This window comes from Streptomyces sp. NBC_01017, from assembly GCF_045162795.1.
GTDB lineage: Bacteria > Actinomycetota > Actinomycetes > Streptomycetales > Streptomycetaceae > Streptomyces > Streptomyces machairae.
On record NZ_CP108683.1, the window covers coordinates 1,797,532 to 1,822,798 of the forward strand.

Sequence of the window (25,267 nt, forward strand, 5' to 3'; positions counted from 1 at the left end):
GTCGGAACCGCCGGCCCCGGCCGCCGAGAGCGCTCGGCGCGAGGCGCCCCACCCCGCCCTACGCCCTCTCCTCCCCCAACCGCACCGACCGCGCCCCAGGCGTCTCGGCCTCCGCGCTCGACAGCGACCCGGGGCTCGCCGATGTCGCCGGATCGGTGAGCCAGCGCTGGGCGTCGGAGCCTTCGCGGACCTTGACGACGATCTCGGCGTCGGCGTCCGCCGTCGTGGCCGCCAGGGCGAGCTGCTCGTCCCAGCGGGGCAGCAACTCGCCCCGCACGGTGAGGTCGTAACGCACGTCGTCGGCCCGTTCGGAGTCCTCGTCGGCGCACTTGCCGAGGATCACCACGCCGGCGTCCACGTGCGAGTCCAGGCACAGATCGGGTTCCACCACGCTGCGCAGCCGGCCGTCCTTCTCGTACGACCACTGCTGGGTGTCGTCGGCCGAGCACTCGGCCAGCCTGGTCCCGGCCCCCTCCTTCGGCTCGCCCCGGATGTCGAGGCACAGGTCGGCGTCGGCGTTGCGCAATCTGGTCTGCCGCGGGGCGTTGGGGAGTTGGGCCGTGCCGGGCGGTGCGGAGGACACGGCCGGGGGCAGCTGGGATCCGGTGCCGCCGCCGGTGGCGGATGCGGCCGGGTCGGCCCCGTCGTCGTCGGACAGCAGTCCCGCCGCGAGCATGATCGCGATCAGCCCGGCCGAGGCCAGGCCGACTCCCGTGAGCAGCGTCCGCGAGGAACGCGGTCCGCCGGGCGGCCTGCGAACCTGCGCGGGGATCCGCGACAGCAGACCGCGTCGTCCGGCGCCGTGCCGCGCGGAGCCGCGTGCGCGAGGTCCGTCGGACTTGGTACGCCCCGGTCTGGTGTCAAGATAGCGGCGCGCGCCCCAGCCGAGCACCGCCTCGGCGATGAGTAAGCCCAGCCCGCCCTCGAAATGGCTCAGTTGTTCGGCGGCGTTACGGCAGTAGCGGCACTCCGTCAGATGCTGCTGCACATCCGGCAGCAAGGCACCGCCCCGGCGAATCGGGACGTCAAGGAGGCGGTTGTAGAACCGGCAATCCTTCGTCGGCGCGAGTTCCCGATGAGCATGTACACAACCTTCGCGGAATTTATCACGCGCTTGTTCGAGGGCAACCGAGGCGGTAACGGTATCCATGCCCAACAGGCCGGCGGGCACGCTTACCGGCTCGGCCTCCACCTCGGTATGCCAGAGCAGGCATCGGGCAAGTCCCGGAAGTGCCTGGAATGACCGATCGGCGAGTTTCCGATTTTCGGGCGTCATGGACTTCGCGGTACGCATACCGCGCCCGCCCGCGGGTTTCCCCAGCTCCGGCAGAACGCTCGCTATTCGCTCGTCGGCCGACCACTGCCGCACCGCGTCCCGGACGGCGACGAGGAGCCTGGGGCGAAGGGCGGTGCCCGGCTCGCCCAGCGCCAGCCGGTCGAGGACCTGGTGGAAGGCGGCGGCGGTGACCATGTCGGCGGCGGTCCCGGGGGAGGCGAGGCAGATCACCGCGTACTCGTGGGCCGGTTGCCAGTGCCGCGCCATCAGCAGCGCGACGGAGGGAGCGGCCTCGCCGTCCGGGCGGCCCCGGAGCCGGCCGGCGAGACCTTCGTCGGATTCCTCCGGAACCCCGCCGGGCGGCGGGTAAGGAGGACGAGGGGGGTGGGGGGTGGGCACTGAACGTTTTCCTTCCCACGCTCATGACTCAGAAGTCCTGATCGCCGAAAAGGACCGAGCGACTTGGTGTGTACCTCTTCGGCATGGGCGCGGGGAGCACGAATTCACCTGAGCCCATCCGCTCCGGTTCCCCACGGAACGCAAGAGCTCCGGCCTTTTCCACCCCCCACGGGTGGTTCACCCTTGCACAGCGCACGGATGGCCAACAAGACACTCGGGCAACATCCGCCCCTTTGAAAGAAAGTCAGAAACGGCGACAACTGGCCACCCCTGCGTGACCTTTCGACATTCCATGCGCCCCGTGTGATTCTCCCGCACGCGCCGGAGCACTACGCGCGCTCCCCGGCGCGCATGCCGGCGTAGTCCACTGGGAGCGGCCTCTCGGAAGGCCCCGCGCGGGACGGCGGCGCTCCTGCGCGCAACGGGCCGCCGACCCCGTTCCTCCCGCCCTCGGTCGGCGGCCCCCGGCGGCGGGGAGGACGGGGACCGGTCGGCAGGCCTCAGATCTGCCAGGAGCGCAGCCGGTCGGCGGCGCCGTACACGTCGGTCTTGCCGGAGATCAGGTCACGTGCGAGGTCGACGATGGCGCCGTAGGGCGGGTCGATGCCGACGCCGCTGACGAACATGTACGCCACCGCGGACGCGCAGGCGAAGCGGGCGTTGGCCGCGGGAAGCGGCTTGAGCAGGGCGAGGGTGTGCAGCAGGGCTGCGGCCCGCCAGGCCGGGTCGGAGTCGATGCCCAGGCGGGGCGGATCCACGCGATGGCGGGCGACGGCGGCGACCAGCGCGGAGAAGTCGTTGACCGTGGGCTCGTCGGGCAGGACCTCTTCGTGACGCTGGAGCAGCCAGGGCACGTCGATGTGAATGACGGGTGCCATGGGTCAGGCAGCCCGCCCCTCGCCCTTGGCGGACGGTTCGTCGTCGGGGAAGGCGGCCGCGAATTCGTCGGCGTGCGACGCGAAGAAACGGCGGAACGCCTCGGCGCCCTCCTGCAGCGCCCGGTGCCGCGCTATGTCGGCCGCGGCGGCCTCCCGTACGAGCGCCTTCATCGACGTACCGCGTTCCTTGGCGATCTGCCGCAGGTCCTCTAGCTCGCGGTCGCTGAACTCCACATTGAGAGCTGGCATGCCTTCACGGTACCGCTCGGGTACTTACGCGTAAATACCAGCAGGTCAAGCGTGATCCACGCCGGTACCTGGCGGGTTCGGAACGCCGGGTTCGGCAGGCGCGGACCGCCGCGCGGCCGAGACGTGGGTCACATTCAACGGTGGGATGTCACATTCCGGCACCCGGCGGACCTCGCAGTAGTGAGCGCGCACTGGGAGGCCCACGCATGTCCGACACCCCCATATCCGTCACCGACGACGCGACCGGCGTCTTCGTCGAGCATCGCGAGCTGATGTTCGGCGTCGTCTACAACATCCTCGGCAGCGTCGCCGACACCGAGGACGTACTGCAGGAGACCTGGCTGTCGTGGACGGCGCGGAACGAGGGCGCGCCGCTCGACGGGGTCGGCAATCCGCGGGCGTATCTCGTGCGGATCGCAGTCAACCACGCGCTGACCCGGCGGGCCGCGATCAGCCGTCGCCGGGAGACCTACGTCGGCCCGTGGCTGCCCGAGCCGCTGGTCGCGGGCGGCGAGGACGACGGGGCCGACGATCCTGCCCTGCGCACCGAGTCCGTGTCGCTGGCGATGCTGGTCGTCCTCGAGTCGCTGACGCCGCTGGAACGCGCGGTGTTCGTGCTGCACGAGGTGTTCGGATACCCGCACACGGAGATCGCGCAGATCATCGACCGCAGCCCGGCGGCCGTACGGCAGCTGGCGCATCGCGCACGGGGGCATGTGCATGCGCGGCGGCCGCTGTACGAGGCGCATCCGCGGGTGCGGCGGGAGGCGACGGAGCGGTTCGTGCGGGCCGCGGTGGGCGGGGACATCGCCGCGCTGATGGAGATCCTCGCGCCGGACGTGACGGTGTGGACGGACGGCGGCGGCAAGCGGAAGCCGGCGGGGCTGCGCCCGGTGCACGGCCGGGACAAGGCGGTCCGGCTGTTCGGCTCGTACGCACGCCGGGGTGGCGGTGGGGGCGGCAACCTCGACCTGCGCTACCGGCGCGTCAACGGTGACGACGCGGTGGTGCTGTTCGAGGGCGAGGAGCCGTACGCCGTCCTGGTCCTGGATCTCACGCCGGACGGCGACCGGGTGTCCGGCGTCTACGTGGTGAGCAACCCGGACAAGCTGACGCATGTGCACCGGGAGGACGCGTGAGCGCCCGGGAGCTGCCCGGCAGGGGCGAGCGGGTGGCGGACTGGTTCGACGGGCGGCTCGGCGTCCACTCGCTCGGCCGGAAGTATCTGCGCAAGGTCTTCCCGGACCACTGGTCCTTCCTGCTCGGCGAGATCTGCCTGTACAGCTTCGTCGTCCTGATCCTGACGGGCGTGTACCTCACCCTCTTCTTCCATCCGTCGATGAACGAGGTGACGTACCACGGCAGTTACCTGCCGCTCAACGGCGTCCGCATGTCCGAGGCGTACGCCTCCACGCTGGACATCAGCTTCGACGTGCGGGGCGGGCTGCTGATGCGGCAGCTGCACCACTGGGCGGCGCTGGTCTTCGTCGCCGGGATGCTCACGCACATGATGCGGCACTTCTTCACGGGGTCGTTCCGCAAGCCGCGGGAGATCAACTGGCTGTTCGGCTGGACCCTGCTGTTCCTGGGCCTGTTCGAGGGCCTGTTCGGCTACTCGCTGCCGGACGACCTGCTGTCGGGGACGGGCCTGCGGTTCGTGAACGGGGCACTGTTGTCCGTCCCGATCGTCGGGACGTATCTGTCGATGTTCCTGTTCGGCGGGGAGTTCCCGGGCCATGACGTCGTGGCCCGCTTCTACTCGCTGCACATCCTGGTGATCCCGGGCATCATGGCGGCGCTGGTCGTGGCGCACGTGCTGCTGGTCGTGTACCACAAGCACACGCAGTTCGCGGGTCCCGGACGTACCGAACGCAACGTCGTCGGCGCCCCGTTCATGCCGGTGTACCTGGCGAAGGCGGGGGGTTTCTTCTTCCTGGTCTTCGGCGCCCTCACCCCGATCGCGGCGGTGGCGTCGATCAACCCGGTCTGGTCGTACGGCCCCTACCGCGCGGACCAGGTCTCCACCGGCGCCCAGCCCGACTGGTATCTGGGCTTCGCGGAGGGGCTGGTCCGCATCATGCCGGGCTGGGAGATCAGCCTTTGGGGCCACACGCTCGTCCTCGGAGTGCTGATCCCGGTCGTGGTCTTCCCGCTGCTGCTCGTCTTCATCGGCGTGTATCCCTTCCTGGAGGCCCGGATCACCGGCGACAAGCGTGAGCACCACCTCCTCGACCGCCCCCGCAACCGCCCCGTCCGCACAGGCATCGGCGCCGCTTGGATCAGCCTCTATCTGATCCTCCTGGCCGGCGGCGGCAACGACATCGTGGCGACCCGGCTCCATCTGTCGATCAACGCGGTGACCTGGGCGGTCCGCATCGCGGTGCTGACCGTCCCGGTGCTCGTGTTCGTCGTCACCCGGCGCATCTGCCTGGGGCTCCAACTCCAGGACAGGGAGCGCGTGTTGCACGGCCGGGAGACCGGTGTGATCAAGCGGCTTCCGCACGGCGAGTACGTCGAGGTGCACCAGCCGCTGGACCGGGCCGCCCTGCACACACTGACCGCCCACGAACGGCCGGGCCAACTCGTGGAGCACGAGCCGCGGAGGAACCAGTAGGTGACCTGCCACCGAACACCGGGTGCACGAGCGGTGCATTTCTGAAATGCCGTACAACCACCGGTGACGTCCCGGGTGTCACACCCATGCCGGCACACCCCCGCATGCTCCCGGCACGACATCACGCCTCACCACAACGGAGTTCACGTGCGTATGCGCTTACCGGCCGCCCGACCGATCGCCGTGGCGGCCCTCACCCTGCTCGCGAGCGCGGTGGTCGTCCCGTCCGTCCACTCGGCGGACCGGGACTACACCGTGACCCTCACCACCAGCACCGACACCACCGATTTCGACCACCGCACGGTCGACCTGACCGGGACCCTGACCGGTCCGGACGGGAAGCCGGCCGCGAACCACCCGGTCCAGCTCGAACAGTCCGTCCTGTTCAACACCTGGAACCCGTGGGGCGACCCCATCGACCCGACGGAATGGGAGACCCGCGGCCTGGGCACCGTCCGCACGGACTCCGAGGGACGCTTCAAGCTGGAGGACGTGCCGGCGGACCGCTGGGACACCCGGCCCAGCCACTACCTCGACCCCCGCCACGAGGTGATGTTCCGTGCCATGTACGACACGGACAACCCCACCGACGGCCAGATGGCGTTCGCGGACGCGGAGGTGAGCGTCCAGCCCGTCGCGAGCTCCCTGAGCTACCGGGTCAGCAACATCATCGTGCGCGCCGGTATGCGCCTGACCGTCACCGGCAAGGTCACCTGGCCCGCCGGGCACGGGCCGGTCCAGGGCACCCGGGTGTTCCTGCGGCAGTACTACGAGAACGAGTACCAGGCGCAGGCCACCACGGACGCAGCCGGCAACTTCACGATCAACACCACGGTCCGCGGCTACGACAACGAGTTCGTGCTGTTCTCGGCGCCCAAGGACTACTACATATCGGGGGCGACCAAGGAGCTCCCGATCAAGAACATCACCCGGTAACAGCCTCCGGTCGCTGCCGTGCGCCCGCCGCCGTGTCTCGCGGCGGCGGGCGCACGGCCCGGCTCCGGGCTATCCCTGACCGGCCACGAAGGAGGCCATCCGGGTCAGGGCCGAGTTCCAGTTGATCGTGTGCTCGTTCGTCGACCAGGACTGGATGTCGTCGATGTAGCAGAACTGACCGACACAGCCCTGGAGTTTGCTCTGTGCGTAGGGGTCCTGGATGCTCGAGTTCGGCCCGCCGGCGAGCGTGCCGACCGGCGGATTCGGCTGCCTCGAATCGAGCTGATGGGCGTACCAACGCGCGTGCTGGTTACGGGAGTTGACCTCGCCGTAGCCGGTCACGTACGAGATGTTCAACGCGTTGCGGCCGAACAGATAGTCCATGCTCTGCACGGCGCCGTCGCGGTACTTCGAGGCACCCGTGATGTCGTAGGCGGTCGCGATGACGACGGCGTTGTGCAGGATCTGGTGGTTGGATCCCCAGTCGTAGAGGTTCTCCGGCGGGGCGTAGGGCATGCCGTACGCCTGTGACTTCAGCGTGGCCACATAGCCGTCCGCTCCCTTGATCACGGACTGGCGCACCTTGTCCCGGCCGGGCAGCCTGCTCGGCACGGTCGCGAGGTCCAGCCGGGCCGCTGCCGCCGTCCTGGCCCAGTCGTAGCCGAGAGGGCCGAAGATGTCGGCCGTGTGCACCGGGGAGTTGAGGACGTGGTCCGCGAACTCCCTTTCGCCGGTGCTGAGATACAGCTCGGCCGCGGCCCAGTAGAACTCGTCGGTGACGTTGTCGTCGGCGTAGGTGCCGCCGCCGATGCCGTCGCTCTCGGAGGCGTACCGGTCGGGGTGCGCGAGCGCCGCCGACCACGCCTTCCGTGCGGCCGCGAGGGTCTTCGCCGCGAACTCCTCGTCGTACGGCCGGTACAGGCGCGCCGCCTGCGCGGCCGTCGCCGCCAGGTTCAGGGTCGCCGCGGTGGACGGCGGATGCAGTTCCCGCTTCTGCGGGTCGTCGCTCGGCAGCAGCGGCAGGCCCGTCCACTGCTCGTCGTGGATCTTGTGATGGGCCATGCCGGCCAGCGGCTGCCCCGCGGGCACCTGCATCCTCAGCAGGAACTCCAGCTCCCAGCGGACCTCGTCGAGGATGTCCGGCACCTTGTTGCCGCTCTCCGGGATGGCGAGCGTGCCGTCACGCAGCTTCTTCGGCTCCCCGGTGCGGGCCAGCTGTTCGCGTTCGTACGTGCTCAGCAGCTCCCACACGGAGATGCCGCCGTTGACGACGTACTTGCCGTGGTCGCCGGCGTCGTACCAGCCGCCGGTGACATCGAGCCGGTAGTCGCAGACGCCCGGCTGGCAGGGCACGTTGCCGTCGCCCCGGTTGGGTGCGACGTCGACATGTCCGGCGGGGCGGGCGTAGCCCGGGCGCAGGTCGTCGCGGATCGCGATGCCGCTGCGCTGCGTGTAGTAGTACTTCACGGCGTCCAGGCGCAGCCGCTCGTAGGCGGCCGTCCCGATGCCGAAGGGACGGCTCGTCTCACCGTCGGCGACGAGCGTGAAGTCCTCACCCTGCTTGCGGTAGGCGCCGAAGTCGATGGAGTGGACGTTCTGCGCGGAGGAGGCGTCGGTGCCGCGCGGCACGGTCCAGCCGTGCGCGACGACGGTCCCGGAGGCGTTCTTGAGCTGCCAGGGGAGCTTCCCGGTCGCGTCGGTGACCAGCGTGGCGTTCTTCGGCCCCGCGGGCAGATAGGCGACCTGGTTCACCCGCACCCGGGGCCCGGTGTCCGGCTCGTACACCTCGGGCGGGACACCGCCCAGCAGCGAGGCGTCGTCCATGCAGAAGCGCCACGCGTCGGTGCTGCCGCCGAGCTGGAAGGCGACCTGGCCCTGCGGGGTGTCGACGGGCGAGGTGAAGGTGTACGCGTAGGAGTTCCCGGAGACGCTCAGCTGCGGCGTCACCTCGAAGTAGGTGTCGTACGGCGCCGCCGACAGACCGACGATCGCCCGCACGGCATGTCCCTCGGGCGAGCCGTCGGCGGTGAAGGAGAAGCGGTACGACTCCCCCTTCACCAGGGCGATGTCGTTCTGACCGACGGCCGCGTCCCAGGGGTTGGCGGTCCCGCCGGGCACGTCGGCGCAGAGTTGCCCGTCGGACAGGCCGGCGCTGACGTTGCTGCTCACCCACCATGGGTCGGTGGTGGTGTCGAAGGTGCCGTTCTTGAGCTGCTCGACCTCTTCGGCGCCGGCCGGTGGTGCCGGGAGTGCGGTGAGTCCCGCCGCCAGCAGGGCCGTCAGGGACAACAGGGTGGTTCTGCGTCGTTTCACGTCTGGGCTCCTCGGGGGAGGTACGGGTGACGCTCACGGTGGGAGCGCTCCCAGATGCGGACGCAGCCATGCTTGTCGGCGACATGACACTCCGTCAACGGTTCTGACGGGAACCGGTGGGCCCGGTCCCCGTCCGGACCGCTCACCGCTTCAGCTCGTCGGCACCTCCAGCCTGCTGATGCGCACCGCCCCTCGCGTCTCCCCCGGATGAGCGCTGACCAGGCTGAGCCGCACCCGGGACCCGCGTGCGGCGTCGAAGGTGATGACGGTCGCCGCGTCCGAGGCAGTGGCCCACTCCACGGCCGCCCCCTCCACCGGCACGTACCGCCGGCCGTCCCACACCTCGGCCACCACCGACGCGGGCAGCGTGTGCGTGGCGTCGACAGTGAAGGAGACCTCCACCCGGGCGAAGGTCCGCGTCCGCCCGAAGTCCACCAAGACCCAGCCCTCGGGCCGGGCTCCGTCGAAGGCGGGCAGCAGGGCTGTGGCCGCCTTGGAGAAGCCGTTGGACCAGCCGGTGGCAGGGTCACCGTCGAGCATGGCGGCCGGGAGGGTGTCCGGGCGGCCGGAGTAACTGGCGTCTGCATAGGGGTGGTTCGGGGGCGCCGGATGGTCCGGCTCGAACACCGCGGCCGGGGTGAGCGCGGCCGGCCGTGCCGGAGTCGTCCGCACCGCCACGCTGCCCGTGCGCAGGCCTTCGGCCCGTGCGGTCACCTTCAGGGCGCCCGCCTTCGTACCGGACCTCACGATCGCCAGCGCCTTGCCGTGGAACGCGGTACGCGTACTGGCCTGGTAGCGCTCGGCGCTCTCCTCCCGTCCGTTGTCGAGCCCGGCGAGCGAGCCTCCCGTCACCTCGAAGGCGATCAGGTCCTCGGCGTCGGGCACCACGACGCCACGGGCGTCGACGACCTCGGCGGTCACGAAGACCAGTGAACGGCCGTCGGCGGCAAGGGACTTGCGGTCGGCACGCAACCGTACGGCCTTCGGTGCGCCGGCGGTGCGCAGCACGTCGGTGGCGACGGCCTTGCCGCCCTTGCGGGCCACGGCTTTCAACTCCCCCGCCTTGTACGGCACTTGCCAGGTGAGGTGGAGTTTGCCCGCGCTGCCGTTGGGACTGGTGTAGCTGCCCGGGTAGGGGCCGTCGGTGAAGGTCTTGTCGTCGCCGGTCGCCTCGGTGGTCTCCAGGTAGGTCCGGCCGTCGACGGTCTTCTTGGTGTCGAACGTCCGCGTACCGAGGGACTGCCCGCCCAGGAACAGCTCCACGGTGTCGACATTGGAGTACGCCCACACCTCGACCGTGTCGCCCTCCTCGTGGTTCCAGGTCATCGGCACCAGGTGGACCATCGGCTCGCTGATCCACTGGCTCCGGAAGAGGTGGTACATGTCCTTCGGGAAGCCGGCCGTGTCGACCGCGCCGAAGAAGGAGGCCTTCACCGGGAAGACGTCGTACGGCGTGGGTTCGCCGAGGTAGTCGATGCCCGACCACAGGAACTGCCCGGCGAACCACTTCCGGTCCCGGTCCTTCTTGTGCCCGTACTCGCCGCTCATGGTCCAGGAGGCGAGGTTGTTGTCGTACGAGGAGGTCGCACGCCCGCCCGGCGTGTGGTTCTCGCCGGTGTTGAGGCGGTCGGGCTCCTGGTACGTCCCACGCGTGGACGTCTCGGAGGACGACTCCGACTCGAAGAGGATCAGATGCGGGTAGGCGTCGTGCAGCTGGTCCACCGACTTGGCGGTGTTGTAGTTCAGGCCGAGCCCGTCCAGCTTGGCCAGCATCAGGTCGGCCGCCGAGCCCTTGGCGGGGAGCCGGCGGTACTTGTCGGAGCCGATGACGAGCGGACGGGTGTCGTCGGCGGCCTTGATGGCGTCGATGATCCGGTCTGCCATGGCGAGCCCGGCGGTGGACGTGGAGTCGGGGACCTCATTGCCGATCGACCACATCAGGACGGCGGGCGAGTTGCGGGCCGCCAGCACCATCTCGGTGGCATCGCGCTCGGCCCACTCGTCGAAGAAGCGACCGTAGTCGTAGCGCGTCCTGCCGGTCCTCCAGCAGTCGAACGCCTCCACCAGCATCACGATGCCCAACTCCTCGCAGACCTGGATCATCTCCGGCGAGGGCGGGTTGTGGGAGGTGCGGAAGGCGTTGACGCCCATCGACTTCATGATGGTCAGCTGCCGGCGGATGGCGTCGATACTGACGGCCGCGCCGAGGGCGCCCAGGTCGTGATGGAGATCGACGCCTTTGATCTTGCTGTGGGCGCCGTTGAGGTGGAAGCCCTCATCCGGGTCGAAGCGGAAGGTGCGGAAGCCGAAGGGCGTGCGACAGGTGTCGGTCGTTCCGCCGCCGACGCGCAGGTCGGTCCTCAGGATGTAGCGGTGGTGCGGGGTCGCGAAGTCCCACAACTTCGGCTCGGGGACGGTGAGTTCATGGGTTGCGGTCGCCTTGTCGGTGACGGCGATCGTGGAGGACGTACGCGCGACCGTACGGCCGCCGGGGTCGACGATCCGCGAGACGACCTCGACGTCCGTGCCGCCGCCGGACGCGTTCACCACCGAGGTACGGACGTGGACGACGCCCCGCTTCCCGGTGATCTCCGGCGTGGTGACGTACGTACCCCAGCGCTCCACGTGCACCGGCTCGGTGACGACCAGGCGGGCCTCGCGGTAGATGCCGCTGCCCGAGTACCAGCGGCTGCTGGGCAGCCGGTTCTGCACCTTGACCGCGAGCACGTTCTCGGTGGTGCCGTCGGTGTGCAGCAGGTCCGTGAGGTCGAAGGCGAAGCCGGTGTAGCCGTAGGGGTGGCGGCCGGCCTCCTTGCCGTTGCAGTGGACGTACGAGTCCATGTAGACGCCGTCGAACTCCACCGATATCCGCTTGCCCGCGAGGGAGGGCGGCAGGGTGAAGGCGAGGCGGTACCAGCCGAGGCCGCCGGGGAAGAATCCGGTGCCGCTGGTGGTGCCGTGCTCGGTGGTGGGGGCGAACTCGATGCTCCAGTCGTGCGGCACCGCGACCTCGCGCCAGTCCGAGTCGTCGTAACCGGGCTGGGCGGCGTCGGCGTAGGCACCGGTGGGGTCGGTGATGTCGCCCGGGTTCACGAGGGCGAAGCGCCAGCCGTCGCGCAGGGGGACGGTTCGGCGGCCGGACGCGGCGGCGCCGGCCCCCGTGGCCTCGGCGGCCTGCGCCGGCGGGGTGCTCAGCAACGCTCCGGCCGCCGGAGCGGCCGTGGAGGCGAGCAGTAACGATCTTCGAGTGACTGTCATGGCGACTCTCCCTCATCAGGACCCAGAAGTACTCACAAGCGATCGTGAACAAACAGATTCTGACGGGACCTGATGCCGGGCAGTCAAGGGTGCGCACGATTGTTCCGGTACGGGCGAGTCGCCGACGCACTAGGCTGGAGCCCAGCTGACACGCTTGTTCACCGTGAGTGTGCGCGTTGGAGTGGCGAGCATGAGCCCGGAGTATCCGTTCGACGAGGCCGCGACGGCCCGGGCGGTCATCGACGACGACGGTGTGCTCGTCGAGTGGGGCGCCGGCGCCGAGCGGCTGCTGGGCCACCGGGCCGCCGACGTCGTGGGGCGCCCGGCCGCGGAACTCTTGGCCGACCGGCAGGGAAGCGACCCCCCGCCGGGCGACCGCTGGGACGGCATCCTCACCCTGCGCCGCCGCGACGGCGGCACGCAGTCCGTGTGGGCGCTCGCCCACCGTGTACGGCCGGAGCACGGCGGCCCCTTTCGCTGGCTCGTGGTCACGCCGCTCGAAGGGCAGGGCCCCCGTCCGCCGGACGATCCGCTGGACCACGTCGGGCTCCTCGACTCCCCCTGCGCCATCGCGATCTATGACGAACGGCTCCGGCTGCGCAGGATCAACGACGTCATGGCGGAGGTCCTCCAACTCTCCGAGGAGCATGTGCGGGGGCTGCGGGCGCCCGAGCTGACGGGCAGACGTCAGAGCTACGACATCGAGCGGCACCTCCTTCGCGTGCTCACCACGGGCCAGGGCACCAACGTACGGACGTACATCCCGGTCGGCGGTGACCGGACGCACGCCTGGCTGGCGCGCATGGCCCCGATCACCGACGCCAAGGGGCGGGTGCGCGGCGTGTCCGTCGCCGCGCACGACTTCACCGAGCAGTACATGGCCCAGGAGCGGCTGCAACTGGTGAACGAGGCCAGCGTCCGCATCGGCACCACCCTCGATGTCACACGCACGGCCCAGGAGCTGGCGGACATCTGCGTCCCCGCGCTCGCCGACTTCGTCAGCGTCGATCTGCTGGACCCGCCGGAGCACGGCGGCGAAGCACCCACCGGCCGGCCGACCGCCCCGATCGACCTGCGCCGCGCCGCCCACCGGTCCATCAACACGGGCAACCCCGAAGCCGTTGTCGAGCCGGGTCATGTGGATGTGTATCCCACCCCGTCGCCCCAGGCGGACGCGCTGCTGGCGGGCCACACCATCGTGGCCTCGACCTCGACCGACGACCTCACGCAGTGGCTCTCCTGGGACCCCGAACGCGCCGAGCGCGTCAAGGCCTACGGCATCCACACCACCATGTCCGTACCGATCCAGGCCCGCGGCACCACCCTCGGGGTCGCCGTGCTCAGCCGGTTCAAGAATCCCGAGCCGTTCACGCCCGACGACGTGCTGCTGGCCGAGGAGGTCACGGCACGCGCGGCCGTCTGCATCGACAACGCCCGCCGCTACTCCCGTGAACGCGAGACCGCCCTCGCCCTGCAGCGCAGCCTGCTGCCCCGGTCCCTGCCGCGCACCGCGGCCCTCGAAGCGGCCTCGCGCTACCTCCCGGCGGCGCGCTCCGGCGTGGGCGGTGACTGGTTCGACGTGATCCCGCTGTCCGGGATGCGGGTGGCGATGGTCGTCGGGGACGTGGTCGGCCACGGCGTCCAGGCCTCGGCCACCATGGGCCGGCTGCGCACCGCCGTGCGCACCCTGGCGGACATCGACCTCGCGCCCGACGAGCTGCTGACCCACCTCGACGACCTGGTCGTGCGGCTGTCCGACGAGGCGGGCACCGAGGGCAGCTCCGGCGACGTCGGCGCCACCTGTCTGTACGCGGTGTACGACCCGGTCTCCCGGCGCTGCACGCTGGCCCGGGCCGGACACCCCTCGCCCGTCATGGTCCCGCCCGGCGGCGAGCCGCAGGAGATCGAGCTGCCCGCCGGACCGCCGCTGGGCCTGGGCGGGCTGCCGTTCGAGTCCACGGAGGTCGAGCTGCGCGAGGGCACGGTGCTGTCCTTCTACACCGACGGCCTGATCGAGACCCGGGTGCGTGACGTCGACGCCAGCCACGCGCTCCTGTGCCACGCGCTGGCGGCCTCCTCCGACTCCCTGGAGGAGACCTGCGACCGCGTCCTGAGCGCCCTGCTCCCGACGGGGGGCGTCGCGGACGACGTGGCCCTGCTGCTGGCCCGTACCCAGGGGCTGCCCGCCTCCCGGGTCGCGACCTGGGACATCCCGGCGGACCCGGCGCTGGTCGCACCCATCCGCAAGCAGGTCCTGGAGCAGCTCGACGTCTGGAATCTGAGCGAGGCGTCGTTCACGGCCGAGCTGGTGGTGAGCGAGCTGGTCACGAACGCCATCCGCTACGGCATCCACCCCATCCGGCTCCGGCTGATCCATGACGCGCGGACGCTGATCTGCGAAGTGTCCGACACCAGCCACACGGCACCGCATCTGCGCCGCGCCAAGATCTTCGACGAGGGCGGCCGCGGACTGCTGCTGGTCGCTCAGCTGACCCAGCGCTGGGGCAGCCGGCACACGCCGGACGGCAAGACCATCTGGGCGGAGATCGGGCTCCTCGGCGAGGTGTGACTCCTTGATGTCGGGTGACTACTCGGCCGGAAAACGGGGAGTCGTGACAGACATGGGACGTGCACGGACACTCCACCCCTTGCATCGGGCGACTCCCCTCGTGAGCGCCCTCGCGCTGGTGACCCTGCTGGCCGGCTGCGCCGACGGCGGCGACTCCACGAGCCCGGCACAGACACCGGCCGGCACGAGCAGCCGTACGACCGGCCCGCCCACGGCCGACACCGGGAGCCCCCCGACGGGGCCCGGCACCACCGGGCCTGCCACGACCGGGACGGGCCCCGCCGACACCGGCAGTCCTGTGACCCAGTCGGGCGCCGCCGCCCCGCGCTGCCACACCTCCGAGCTGCGCGCAAAGATCGGCCGCCCCAGTCCGGGCGCCGGACAGCGCAACTTCCCGATCGTGCTGACCAATACGACCGACCGCACCTGCACGGTCCGCGGCTACCCCGGTGCCGCCTTCGTGGACGCGTCCGGGAAGCAACTCGGCCCGGACCCGAAACGCTCCCCCGACACGCCGACGGCCGTCACGCTGGCCCCGGGCCGAAGCGCCTGGGCGGGGCTGTCCTTCGCCAGCCCCGAGATCAGCGGGGCCCGTACGGCCCTGCCGGCGGCGCTGCTCGTGACGCCGCCCGACGAGCGGGAGTCGATCGAGGTGGCGTGGACGGCGGGTGAGGTGCCCGTGGCCGGGAACGAGTCCTCGGTGCGGCTGACGGTGTTCCAGCCCGGCACCGGCGGCTGATCAGTCGGACGTCGGTTCAGCGGCGACCGCCACCGCCGTATCCGTAGCCGCCGTGTCCGCCATAGCCGTCGTAGCCGCCATACCCTCCGTAGCCGCCATATCCGCCGGACCAGCCGTTCTGGCCGTCCGACGAGCAGGAGTACGGGTCGTAGTAGCAGGACGCGTCGGTCGGGGTCGGGCTCGTGGTCGTCGGCTGCGATGCCGTCGGCGTTGCGGAGGGGGCCGGCTCGGGCGTCGGCGTCCTCGACGGCCGGGGGGTCGGGGTCGGGTCGGCCGACTTCGCCCTCTCCGCCTCCGAGTCCCAGTTGACCACCTCCAGTTGGAGCTCCGGCTGCGACGTGTCGACCACCCAGTGCTGGGCGTCACTGTCGTCCTCGCGGGTCTTGAGGACCAGCGCGCCCGAACCGTCGGTGGCGGCGGGGCTCAGGGCGAGGTCCTGGTTGAAGCGCGGGACCAGGGTGCCCTGGAGTGTGAAGTCGTAGCGGACGTTCTTGGTCGCCGAGTCGGTGGCACCCGTGCAGGGGGCCAGCCGGACCGAATAGCCGAGGTGGGAGTCGAGGCACAGATCGGGGTTCGCGCCGCTGCGCACCAGTCCGTCGGTCTCGTACGACCACTGCTGACCGGCCGCCGCCGCGGAGCACTTGGTGAGTTCGGTCTCCGCGTTCTTGACGGCCTTCCCGCCGACGACGCCGACACAGAGCCCGGACCCGATGTTGTACAGCCGGCCTCGCAGCTCGCCCTTCGCGGCCTCGGCGGCGCCCGCCCAGGAGGGGTTGCTGGTGGCGGAGCCGGTGCCGGGGCCGGGAGTCTCGGTGGGGCGGTCGTTCGCGGCGGGAGCGGAACCGTCCCCGGAACCGTTGGTGGACCAGATGACGAGCGGGAGGACCACGAGGGCGCTGACGGTCGCGACGGCCGCGGTGAGGTTGCGGCGCCGGGCGGCACGACGGGCGGCCTTGAGGGCCACACGACCGGTGCAGGTGCGGGTGGCGCCGGAACGCGGGGCGGTGGCGGGGGACGTTCTGCGAGCCGTCCTGCGGGCGGCCCTACCGGTGGTTCGGGGGCCGGCCTCCGCAGGGGAGGACACCATGTCCGGGGCGGCAAAAGGCTCGCCCGCAGGGGCGAAGGGCTCGCCTGCCGCCGTGAACGGCTCACCGGCAGGGGCGGCGGGCCGGCCCGGGAAGGCCGATGACTCGCCGGCGGGGGCCGGCGGCTCACCACCGCCGGCGAAGCTCTCCGCGGCAGCGGCACGCCGGCTTCGGCCCGCAGCGGCACGGGAATTCATCGGGGAGACGGGAGCACTTCCCGGGGCGGCAGCAGAGGCATCGCCCGGTGGCGCGAAAGCGGCGGCGCCGTCCGCGAAGAACGACTCGCCGACGATCGGCGGTGCCGCGGCCGGCTCCGCCTCGGCCGGTTCCTCGGCCTGTCTCGCTCTCGACTCCAGATAGTCCCGCGCACCCCAGCCGAGCACCGCCTCCGCAAGTGCGGGGCCGAGTCCGTCGTTGAAGAAGGTGAGCTGGCCCGCGGCGTCGCTGCAGTGCCCGCAGCGGTCCAGGTGCCCGCGCAGGTCGGGGTCGACGTCGACGCCGCCGCGCCGGTACGTCACGTCCAGCATCCGCAGGTACTGCCGGCACTCGTGCTCGGGGGCGAGTTCACGGTGGACCTGGAGGCACTCCTCGCGCAACCGCTCGTTGGCGCGGCCCAGTTCGAGGCGGGCGGACTCCGCGTCGAGGCCGAGGAGGGCGGCCGGTACGGCGAGCGGTTCGGCCTCGACCTCGGTGTGCCACAGCAGACAGCGGGCCGACTGGGGAAGCCGCTGGAACGCGCCGGACAGCAGCCGGCGGTTCGCGGGCGGCAGCAGCCGGGCGGCCACGCGCTCGGCGCCCTCCGCCTCGGACTGCAGCGAGGGGTGGAGCAACTCGCGCCTGCGATCGGTGTCCCACTCGGCCGCGATACGGCGCACGGTGACGAGAAGTTGGGGGCGCCAAGCGGCCGTCGGGCCGGTCTGTCGCAGCGTTTCACCGAAAAGCCGGGTGAATGCCGCGGTGGTGAGCATTCCCGCGGACCGGGCGTCGGCGGTGCACAGCCGTGCGTAGGCGAATCCCGCTTCCCAGTGCCTGTCGAGGAGTTCACCGACGGGATGCAGCGCCGGCGTCACCCCCGTCCACTTCTTCAGCTCGGCGCTCAGTTGAGCATCCGTCGCATCAAAGAGGCGGGCGTCGCTGGGGGAATTCGACAGGCCTGCGTCACGCACGGCGGCATTCCTCCGGAGGGCATGCGGCATTGAAGGTCCATACCAATGAGTATGCTCCGGACGCGGCTCTTGTGAAGCGCGGGCGCGGGGGGAGCGAGACACACCTTTGCACAGGTCAGGGGCAGAGAACAACCGGTTCCAGTTTTTGCGCATTGCGTGCCCGGCGATCACTATTTGACGAGCGGTCAATAAGTGCCTTGACATTTCGGGCCATCGGCAAGGCAATTGGAAACGGTATTCACTCAACGCCGTTTCGGGCCGCCCCCGGGGAACCATTGAGCAGGTGATCTCCCACTTTTTTGCCTGGTCATACGGATGCACCCGCCTTCACCCCTCCTTCACAAGTCATGCGCCAACCATTGGGCCACTCCCCCGGTAGGCGCCCGGCGGTCTCCCGTACCGGTCACGGAACACGCGGTTGAAGTGAAACGGGCTGGCGAACCCCGAGGCGGCCGCAACGCGTTCCACGGACAGGTCCGTGCTTTCCAGCAGCCGGGCGGCGTGCCGTAGCCGCGCCTCACGCAACACGCGCATCGGGGACTGCCCGAGCTGCTGGGTGAAGAGGTGGGCGAACCGGGAGGGCGAGAGCGCGACGTGCTCGGCGAGCGAGCGGACGGTGTGCGGGGCGGCCGGGTCGGCGGCGATCAGCGCCTGCGCGCGACGCACCCGGGCGTCCACGCCGGGCCGGGGCGGCCGGGTCGGCGCGGTGCCCGCGGTGAGCAGGACCACCTCCTCCAGCGAGCACAGGGCGAGCTCGCGGGCCGCGGTGCCGTGCGCCACGGCGACCGACTCCTCCCCAGGCGTCGTCACCGGCGGGGCCTCCGTGCCGGTCCAGCGGGCGTCGTCGAGCATCCGGCGAAACGCCGCCTCGATACGGCCGTGCACGGCGTCCGGCGTCGGCGCGACGACGTACATCCCCTCACCGGCGTCGTACGGGCGCAGCCAGGAGCGCCAGGAGGGGCGGGCCTGGCAGTGCACCCACCAGAAGGCCCAGTGCGGCGCGCCCATGGGCCACCCCATAGCCGTGCGCGACGCCCGGCGCCAGCACCACCAGGTCCCCCGCCCCGGCCCGCGCCTCGGTGCTCCCGTGCCGCAGGCGGCCCTGTCCGCCGGTCGTCCAGGTGAACAGCCAGCTGTCGGCCCCTCGCGGCCGGCTGATCCCGTACCCCGGCGGCTGGTCGAAGTGGCCGACCACCACCAGGCCCGGCGGCGGTGCGGGATCGCCGGGTGCAGCAGCCTCGGGCAATCCGTCAGCGCTCACAGTCATCCCCCTCGGGCAGACGTCGGCCTAGCGTGGACCGTGTGAGGACACCTGACCGAGGAGTGCACGCATGACAGCCACGGACATGGGCGCCCCCGACGCCCCCATCCTGCCCGAGGCCGGGCTCCGCCGGTTCCGCGAGGACGGCTTCACGGTCGTACGCGGACTGTTCGGCCGCGACGAGATCGACCGGTTGTGCACCCGGTTCGCGGCGCTGCACGCGGCCGGGCCGGTGCCCGGGCACTTCGAGCCGCGTCCGTCCGACAGCGACCCGCTACGGGCGTACCCGAGGGTGATGCACCCGCACGAGATCGACGAGCTGCCCCTGCGGGTGCTGCTCGACGCCCGGCTGCGCGGCGTGCTGGAGGTGCTGCTCGGGGAGGAGGTGCTGGCGGCACAGAGCATGTTCTACTTCAAGCCGCCGGGCGCCCGGGGGCAGGCGCTGCACCAGGACAACTTCTATCTGCGGGTCGAGCCGGGCACCTGTGTGGCGGCGTGGATCGCCTGCGATGTGATCGACCGGGACAACGGCGGGCTCGAAGTCGTCCCCGGCACGCACGAGATGGATGTGTTCTGCCCGGAGACGGCGGACGCCGAGGTGTCCTTCGCCCGGGAGTACGTCCCGCCGCCGCCCGGTCTGGCGGCCGTGCCCGTCGACATGGAACCGGGGGACGTCCTGTTCTTCAACGGCAGCCTCGTGCACGGTTCACAGCCCAACCGCACGCAGGACCGGTTCCGCCGTTCGTTCATCGGCCACTACGTGGGGCGTTCGACCGAGCGCATCGGCGAGCACTACCGGACTCTGTCGATGAGCGGAGCTCGTGTGCCGTTGGCCGAAAGTGAAGGGGCGGGCCCGTGCGGCACCGAGTTCTCGCCGCACGGGCCCCACTAGTCGGTGAACCATTCGCTCACCGAGTGGTCAGTGACCGATGACCGGATGCGGCGCATACGGCTGCTGGAGCTCCTCCAACTCCTTCTCCGTGAGCTCCAGTTCGACCGCGGCCGCCGCGTCCTTCAGGTGCTGCGGCCTGGCGGCGCCGATGATCGGGGCCGTCACCGTGTCCTGGTGCAGCACCCAGGCGAGGGCGACCTGGGCGCGCGGAACGCCGCGTTCGTTCGCCACGCGGGTGACGGCCTCGACGACGACCCGGTCGCTGTCGACGTACAGTCGGCTGCCGAAGTTGTCGCTCGCGCTGCGGTCGGTGACCGTGCCCCAGTCCCGGGTGAGCCGGCCGCGCGCCAACGGGCTCCACGGGAGCACGCCTACGCCCTGGTCGGCACAGAGCGGCAGCATCTCGCGCTCCTCCTCGCGGTAGAGGAGGTTGTAGTAGTTCTGCATGGAGACGAACTTCGTCCAGCCGTGCCGCTCGGCCGTGTACTGCATCTTGGAGAACTGCCAGGCGTACATCGAACTCGCCCCGATGTAACGCACCTTGCCCGCCTTGACCAGGTCGTGCAGCGCCTCCATCGTCTCCTCGACCGGGGTGTGCGGGTCGAAGCGGTGGATCTGGTACAGGTCGACGTAGTCGGTGCCGAGGCGGGCGAGACTGTGGTCGATCTCGGTCATGATGGCCTTGCGGGAGAGGCCGGCGCCGTTGGCACCGGGCCGCATCCGGCCGTTGACCTTCGTGGCCAGCACGATCTCGTCCCGGCGGGCGAAGTCGCGCAGCGCCTTGCCGACGATCTCCTCGCTGGTGCCGTCGGAGTAGACGTTCGCGGTGTCGAAGAAGTTGATACCGGCGTCGAGCGCCTGCCGGATCAGCGGCCGCGACGCCTCCTCGTCGAGGGTCCACTCGTGCGCACCGCGGTCGGGGAGCCCGTAGGTCATGCAGCCCAGACAGATCCGCGACACGTCCAGGCCCGTCGAACCGAGCTTCACGTACTGCATCGTTGCTGCTCCTGCCTTCGGGATGGGGTATCAGGGGGAGCGTACGTGGTTGGGTGCATGCGACGCCGGTTCCGTCCGGGGCGCCCCGCGGGTTCTCGTCACCGGGCCGCGGCTAGCCGCGATCGAGCAGATCGAGCGCCCGCTCCCACCCGAACTCCGGCCGCCCGCCGTCCTCTCCCGCCTCGCCGGAGTACGGTTCCCCGAAGCGCACACCCATCCCTCGCAGCCGTATCAGGCTGTCCCCGTAGGCGGGATGGGTGGTGAGCGCGTCGGCGACGCAGGGGAGCACGGCGACGGGGACGCCGAGGCCGGACGCCTCGCACAGGGTGCCCAGGGCGAGGGTGTCGGCGATGCCGGCGGCCCACTTGTTGATCGTGTTGAAGGTGGCCGGGGCGACGACGACGGCGTCCGGCGGGGGGAAGGGACGCGGGTCGGCGGGCGTGCGCCAGGCCGAGCGGATCGGGCGGCCGGTCCGGGCCTCGACGGCTGCGGTGTCGAAGAAGCCGTTCATGGCGACCGGGGTCGCGATGACGCCGACCTCCCAGTCCCGCTCCTGCGCGGCGGTGATCAGTTTGCTGACGTCCGCGGCGATCCCGGCGGCGCAGACGACGACGTGGAGGAAGGGTTTCTGGGCCTGTTGGGTCACCCGGGAACCCTACTCAACCTCCTCAACGGGCCTACTGCAGCGGGAAGGTGAGCCCGCGCTCGGTCTCGGGCCGGGGGCCGAAAATCCGGCGGTCCTTCTCCTCGATCGACACGTCGTTGATGCTCGCCTCGCGCCGGGTCATCAGCCCGTGCTCGTCGAACTCCCACAACTCGTTGCCGTACGACCGCCACCACCGGCCGTCGGCGTCCTGGCACTCGTACTGGAAGCGGACCGCGATGCGGTCGCCGTCGAAGGCCCACAGGTCCTTGCGCAGCGCGTACTCCTGCTCGCGCGCCCATTTGGCGGTGAGGAGCTCGACGATCCCGGCGCGGCCGGTGACGAAGGTGTCGCGGTTGCGCCAGACCGAGTCCTCCGAGTAGGCGAGCGCCACCTTGTGCGGGTCACGGGTGTTCCAGGCGTCCTCGGCGGCCTGCACCTTCTGTGCGGCGCTCTCGCGGGTGAACGGCGGCAGGGGCGGTCGGTCGGTCATGTCGTCCTCCGGGGTCGAAACGGCGGCAGAGGCAGGGAGAACGTGCGTTCTCCCGCTTGGCTGCTACCGTAGGAGAACGCTCGTTCTCAAGTCAAGGAGAGGCCGTACATGGACAGCACGACCGCCCGGGTGCAGGCACTGGACGCCGCGGAGAAGCTGTTCTACGGCCGCGGCATCCAGTCCGTCGGCATGGACGACATCCGGAGCGCGTCCGGGGTCTCGCTGAAGCGCCTCTACCAGCTCTTTCCGGCGAAGGAGCAGCTGGTCGAGGCGTATCTGGAACGACGCGACGTGCGCTGGCGCGGGCAGCTCGCCGCCCACGTGGAGCGACAGGCGGACCCCGAGCAACGGCTCCTGGCCGTCTTCGCCTGGCTGGAGGAATGGTTCGGTGAGACGGACTTCCGCGGGTGCGCCTGGATCAACTCGTACGGCGAACTGGGCGCCCGGTCGGAGCGGGTGGCGGAGCAGGTCCGGGCACACAAGCAGGCGTTCCGGGACTACCTCGGCTCACTGGTGACGGCAGCGGAACTGCCCGACGCCCTGGCCGGGCAGCTGTACCTGCTGGCCGAGGGCGCCATGGTCACGGCAGGCATCACGGGCAGTACGCGACCGGCGGCCGAGGCCCGGGAAGCGGCGCGGGCACTGCTGGCGGCGCGCTAGGCCGGGTCCGCAGAGTCCCGTGGTCCGCCCGGAGGGCGGGCCCCGCGGCGTCCGGTGCGTGCTCCCGGCGTGCCGGGCGGAGCCCCTTGCAATGGTGGACGTACTCGGGGCTTCGCCCGGTGCGGCGAGTGGGGGTACTACCTCCCATGCCCTTAAGGCGCTGAGGGAGCGTGCCAGACGTCGCGGGGCAGGCGGGGCCTTACGGACACGGCCCAGGGCCGGACTCGGCCGGCACCGCCAGGTCGGTGAGGCGTTCCCGCCGGTACCCGGCGTCCGCCGGGCTCGACCCCCGCAGCCCTGCCGCCGAGTGCGGCGACGGGGCTGCGGGCCGGCCGGGCCGTACTGGATGCGTCAGGCGTCAACTCCCCGTTTCCGACACGGTGATGGCGCTGACCGGGCAGGCCCGGGCGGCCTCCCGCACCATCGGGTCGCCGCCGCCGTCCTCGCGGCCGGCGATCAGGGCGCTGAAGCCGTCGTCGTCCTGGGTGAAGACGGACGGGGCGACCATGGCGCACTGCCCGGCGCCGACGCAGAGGTCGTGGTCGATGTCGATGTGCATTTCGTCTGCTTCACGCGTTTCGCGCGTTTCGTTGTGCATGACCGGAGCCTCTTACCAGGTCACGGGGAGTTCCAGCATCCCCTGGATCGTGTCGCCGGGTTTGAAGGGGATTTCCTCCGCGGGGACCGCAAGCCGCAGGGTCGGCAGGCGGTCGAGGAGCGTGTGCAGGGCGATCTCCATCTCGGCGCGGGCCAGGTTCTGGCCGAGACACTGGTGGATGCCGAAGCCGAAGGCGACGTGGTGGCGGGCCGGGCGGTGCCAGTCCAGGGTGTCGGGGTCGGGGTAGACGGCCTCGTCGCGGTTGATGACCGAGGTCGAGAAGAGCACGCCGTCGCCCGCGCGGATCGTCTCGCCGTCCGTCTCGATGTCCTCGACGGCGACCCGCAGCAGCCCGTCGGCGATCGACAGCATCCGCATGAGCTCCTCGACCGCGGCGGGCAGCAGTCCAGGGTCGGCGCGCAACTCGGCCAGACGGTCGGGGTGCTGGAGGAGGGTGAAAGTGCCCAGGGAGATCATGTTGGCGGTCGTCTCGTGGCCGGCGACCAGCAGGATGATCGCCATGGCGATGAGCTCCTCGCGGTCCAGATCGCCGTTGCTCAGCTGCTGGTGGACGAGTTCGCCCAGGACGCCGTCGGCCGCCTCCCCCTGCTTCTGCTTGCGCTCGATGAGCTCCTCGAAGTAGGCCTCCATGCGACCGCGCGCGTCCATCGAGTCGGCGGCCGTCGGCCCGCGCAGCAGCCTGCGGGACTGGCCCTCGAAGAACTCGTGGTCCGTGTAGGGGACGCCGAGCAGGGCGCAGATCACCATCGACGGCACCGGCAGGGCGAACGCGCTCACCAGCTCGGCGGGCGGCCCCTGGGCGATCATCGCGTCGATCCGCTCGTCCACGATTCTCTGGATCCGCGGACGCAGTTCGGCGGCGCGCTTGAGGGTGAAGCTGGGGATCATCATCCGCCGCTGGACGCGGTGCTCGGGGTCGTCGACGCCCAGCAGCGCGGTCTTCCGGCGGCGGACCTCTGCGAACCGGGCGTTGGTCGCCGGGAATTCGGGCCGGTTGGGATCGGTGGACAGGCGCCGGTCGGCCAGCAGGGTGCGGGCCAGCGTGTGGCCGGTGACCAGCCAGACGAGCCGGCCGTCGTAGAGCTTCACGCGGGCCATCGGGCGCGCGTCGCGCAGGGGGTCGTAGGCGGTGGGCGGGTGATACGGACAGGTGCGGCTCTGGGGGAAGGCGACGGTGTGGGATTCCGTCATGTCCGTCATGGAAGACCTCACAGACGAAGAGTGCGTCGTGCCGATCTTCATTAGATGCCTGGGGCATCCAATGGACGACGTCAAGTTCGGCCAGATCAGCCGCACGGGCAATCTGGCCGGGGATGGTCGCACGGAGCGGGTGAAGATCGCACAGAACTTCGATCGCGGTCCCGCCCGGCCGGAGCTACCGGAGATATTCGCTTGTCGGCGATCGGCCACCACCCGCACAATCCGGCCATGCCCAAGACCATCGCCTTCCTGCCGCTGACCGACACCCTTCGCCCGGTGCCGTTCCAGCAGCAGCCCGGCCGACCGTGGAGGCCGACGCTTCCCACGTCGTGACCGCCGCGCTCGTCGCGGGACTGCTCGCGGGCTATGGCATCGCCATCCCTGTCGGCGCGGTCGCGACCTACCTCGTCTCCCTCACCGCCCGCACATCCCTCAGGACCGGCATCTGTGCCGCGCTCGGCGTCGCGACCGCCGACGGGCTCTACGCCCTCGTCGCCACCCTCGGCGGCTCCGCACTGGCGGCCGCGCTGCGTCCGGTGCTGGTGCCGCTGCGCTGGGCCTGCGCCCTGGTGCTGGCCGCGCTCGCGGTACGGGGCGCGGCCACCGCCGTACGCCGGTACCGCGACCACCGGCTCGCCACCGCCCGCTCCACCCCGCCTCCTCCGAGCCCGGCGCGCGCCTACCTGGCGCTGCTCGGCATCACCCTGCTCAACCCGACCACCGTGATCTACTTCGCGGCCCTCGTCCTCGGCACCCGTGCGACGGGCCCCGTGCATCCCCTGGACCAGGGCGTTTTCGTCCTGGCCGCCTTCGCCGCGTCGGCGAGCTGGCAGCTGCTGCTCGCCGGGGGCGGGGCGCTGCTGGGGCGCGTACTGACGGGGCCGCGCGGGCGGCTGGTGACGGCGCTGGTGTCGAGCGGCGTGATGCTGGCGTTGGGCGTGCGGATGCTGGTGTAGTCGCCGCAGGATGAATCTTGCACGCAACGGTGTTACAGCACGACGTCAGTCAGTACCAGGACACG

General features: G+C 70.9%; 19 protein-coding genes and 1 pseudogene. 8 read left to right on the forward strand and 12 right to left on the reverse strand.

Annotated elements, in window-relative coordinates:
- Positions 1 to 58: 58 nt before the first annotated feature.
- From OG331_RS08500 to OG331_RS08510, 3 genes are all read right to left on the reverse strand, one after another.
- Positions 59 to 1,675 (reverse strand): RICIN domain-containing protein, encoded by a 1,617-nt coding sequence (locus OG331_RS08500; RefSeq protein WP_406193594.1) that lies wholly within the window; start codon positions 1,673 to 1,675, stop codon positions 59 to 61.
- 500 nt (positions 1,676 to 2,175) lie between these two features.
- Positions 2,176 to 2,553, reverse strand: a complete 378-nt coding sequence (locus OG331_RS08505) for a toxin Doc (protein ID WP_406193596.1) — start codon at positions 2,551 to 2,553, stop codon at positions 2,176 to 2,178.
- A gap of 3 nt (positions 2,554 to 2,556) precedes the next feature.
- Positions 2,557 to 2,802, reverse strand: coding sequence for a hypothetical protein (locus OG331_RS08510; protein ID WP_048578995.1), 246 nt, complete (start codon positions 2,800 to 2,802; stop codon positions 2,557 to 2,559).
- A gap of 206 nt (positions 2,803 to 3,008) precedes the next feature.
- Here OG331_RS08510 and sigJ point away from each other — a divergent pair, with 206 nt between their 5' ends.
- The 3 genes from sigJ (at position 3,009) to OG331_RS08525 (ending at position 6,352) form a co-directional block, all read left to right on the forward strand.
- A complete protein-coding gene (sigJ, locus tag OG331_RS08515; RefSeq protein WP_406193598.1) occupies positions 3,009 to 3,941 on the forward strand; it encodes an RNA polymerase sigma factor SigJ in 933 nt (310 codons plus the stop codon).
- Positions 3,938 to 5,416: a cytochrome bc complex cytochrome b subunit gene (locus OG331_RS08520; RefSeq protein ID WP_406193600.1), complete on the forward strand. Its 1,479-nt coding sequence runs from the start codon at positions 3,938 to 3,940 to the stop codon at positions 5,414 to 5,416. The genes sigJ and OG331_RS08520 overlap by 4 nt, the downstream gene beginning before the upstream one ends.
- Before the next feature lie 147 nt (positions 5,417 to 5,563).
- The gene (locus OG331_RS08525) at positions 5,564 to 6,352 is read left to right on the forward strand and encodes an acyl carrier protein (RefSeq protein WP_406193602.1); all 789 of its coding nucleotides are present in this window, start codon (positions 5,564 to 5,566) and stop codon (positions 6,350 to 6,352) included.
- Positions 6,353 to 6,421: 69 nt separating this feature from the next.
- Here the strand turns inward: OG331_RS08525 and OG331_RS08530 are convergent, their stop codons facing one another.
- Positions 6,422 to 8,665, reverse strand: a complete 2,244-nt coding sequence (locus tag OG331_RS08530) for a glycoside hydrolase family 9 protein (protein WP_406193604.1) — start codon at positions 8,663 to 8,665, stop codon at positions 6,422 to 6,424.
- A gap of 150 nt (positions 8,666 to 8,815) precedes the next feature.
- Complete coding sequence (locus OG331_RS08535) at positions 8,816 to 11,923, reverse strand: glycoside hydrolase family 2 TIM barrel-domain containing protein (RefSeq protein ID WP_406193606.1); 3,108 nt, start codon at positions 11,921 to 11,923, stop codon at positions 8,816 to 8,818.
- A 190-nt stretch (positions 11,924 to 12,113) separates the two neighbouring features.
- Here OG331_RS08535 and OG331_RS08540 point away from each other — a divergent pair, with 190 nt between their 5' ends.
- A complete protein-coding gene (locus OG331_RS08540; protein ID WP_406193608.1) occupies positions 12,114 to 14,492 on the forward strand; it encodes a SpoIIE family protein phosphatase in 2,379 nt (792 codons plus the stop codon).
- Positions 14,493 to 14,544: 52 nt separating this feature from the next.
- Positions 14,545 to 15,231: a DUF4232 domain-containing protein gene (locus OG331_RS08545; RefSeq protein ID WP_406193610.1), complete on the forward strand. Its 687-nt coding sequence runs from the start codon at positions 14,545 to 14,547 to the stop codon at positions 15,229 to 15,231.
- Between the two features lie 16 nt (positions 15,232 to 15,247).
- On the opposite strand, the gene OG331_RS08550 is transcribed toward OG331_RS08545, so the two are convergent.
- Together OG331_RS08550 and OG331_RS08555 are read right to left on the reverse strand one after the other, a co-directional pair.
- Complete coding sequence (locus tag OG331_RS08550) at positions 15,248 to 17,482, reverse strand: ricin-type beta-trefoil lectin domain protein (protein WP_406193612.1); 2,235 nt, start codon at positions 17,480 to 17,482, stop codon at positions 15,248 to 15,250.
- A gap of 345 nt (positions 17,483 to 17,827) precedes the next feature.
- Positions 17,828 to 18,749: pseudogene (locus OG331_RS08555) on the reverse strand (helix-turn-helix domain-containing protein).
- 64 nt (positions 18,750 to 18,813) lie between these two features.
- On the opposite strand from OG331_RS08555, the gene OG331_RS08560 reads away from it, so the two are divergent.
- Positions 18,814 to 19,635, forward strand: coding sequence for a phytanoyl-CoA dioxygenase family protein (locus OG331_RS08560; RefSeq protein ID WP_406193614.1), 822 nt, complete (start codon positions 18,814 to 18,816; stop codon positions 19,633 to 19,635).
- 27 nt (positions 19,636 to 19,662) lie between these two features.
- On the opposite strand, the gene OG331_RS08565 is transcribed toward OG331_RS08560, so the two are convergent.
- The 3 genes from OG331_RS08565 to OG331_RS08575 all read right to left on the reverse strand — a co-directional run bounded on the left by OG331_RS08565 (position 19,663) and on the right by OG331_RS08575 (position 21,767).
- Positions 19,663 to 20,631 (reverse strand): aldo/keto reductase, encoded by a 969-nt coding sequence (locus OG331_RS08565; RefSeq protein ID WP_406193616.1) that lies wholly within the window; start codon positions 20,629 to 20,631, stop codon positions 19,663 to 19,665.
- A 112-nt stretch (positions 20,632 to 20,743) separates the two neighbouring features.
- The gene (locus tag OG331_RS08570) at positions 20,744 to 21,277 is read right to left on the reverse strand and encodes a flavoprotein (protein ID WP_406193618.1); all 534 of its coding nucleotides are present in this window, start codon (positions 21,275 to 21,277) and stop codon (positions 20,744 to 20,746) included.
- A 31-nt stretch (positions 21,278 to 21,308) separates the two neighbouring features.
- On the reverse strand, positions 21,309 to 21,767 hold the full coding sequence (locus OG331_RS08575; protein ID WP_406193620.1) for a nuclear transport factor 2 family protein: 459 nt from the start codon (positions 21,765 to 21,767) through the stop codon (positions 21,309 to 21,311).
- Between the two features lie 108 nt (positions 21,768 to 21,875).
- On the opposite strand from OG331_RS08575, the gene OG331_RS08580 reads away from it, so the two are divergent.
- Positions 21,876 to 22,427, forward strand: a complete 552-nt coding sequence (locus OG331_RS08580) for a TetR/AcrR family transcriptional regulator (protein WP_406193622.1) — start codon at positions 21,876 to 21,878, stop codon at positions 22,425 to 22,427.
- 358 nt (positions 22,428 to 22,785) lie between these two features.
- Here the strand turns inward: OG331_RS08580 and OG331_RS08585 are convergent, their stop codons facing one another.
- Together OG331_RS08585 and OG331_RS08590 are read right to left on the reverse strand one after the other, a co-directional pair.
- A complete protein-coding gene (locus OG331_RS08585) occupies positions 22,786 to 22,986 on the reverse strand; it encodes a ferredoxin (protein WP_406209845.1) in 201 nt (66 codons plus the stop codon).
- 51 nt (positions 22,987 to 23,037) lie between these two features.
- The gene (locus OG331_RS08590; protein WP_406193624.1) at positions 23,038 to 24,246 is read right to left on the reverse strand and encodes a cytochrome P450; all 1,209 of its coding nucleotides are present in this window, start codon (positions 24,244 to 24,246) and stop codon (positions 23,038 to 23,040) included.
- Between the two features lie 329 nt (positions 24,247 to 24,575).
- Between OG331_RS08590 and OG331_RS08595 the strand changes: the two genes are divergently transcribed.
- On the forward strand, positions 24,576 to 25,202 hold the full coding sequence (locus OG331_RS08595) for a LysE family transporter (protein WP_406193626.1): 627 nt from the start codon (positions 24,576 to 24,578) through the stop codon (positions 25,200 to 25,202).
- Positions 25,203 to 25,267: the final 65 nt, after the last annotated feature.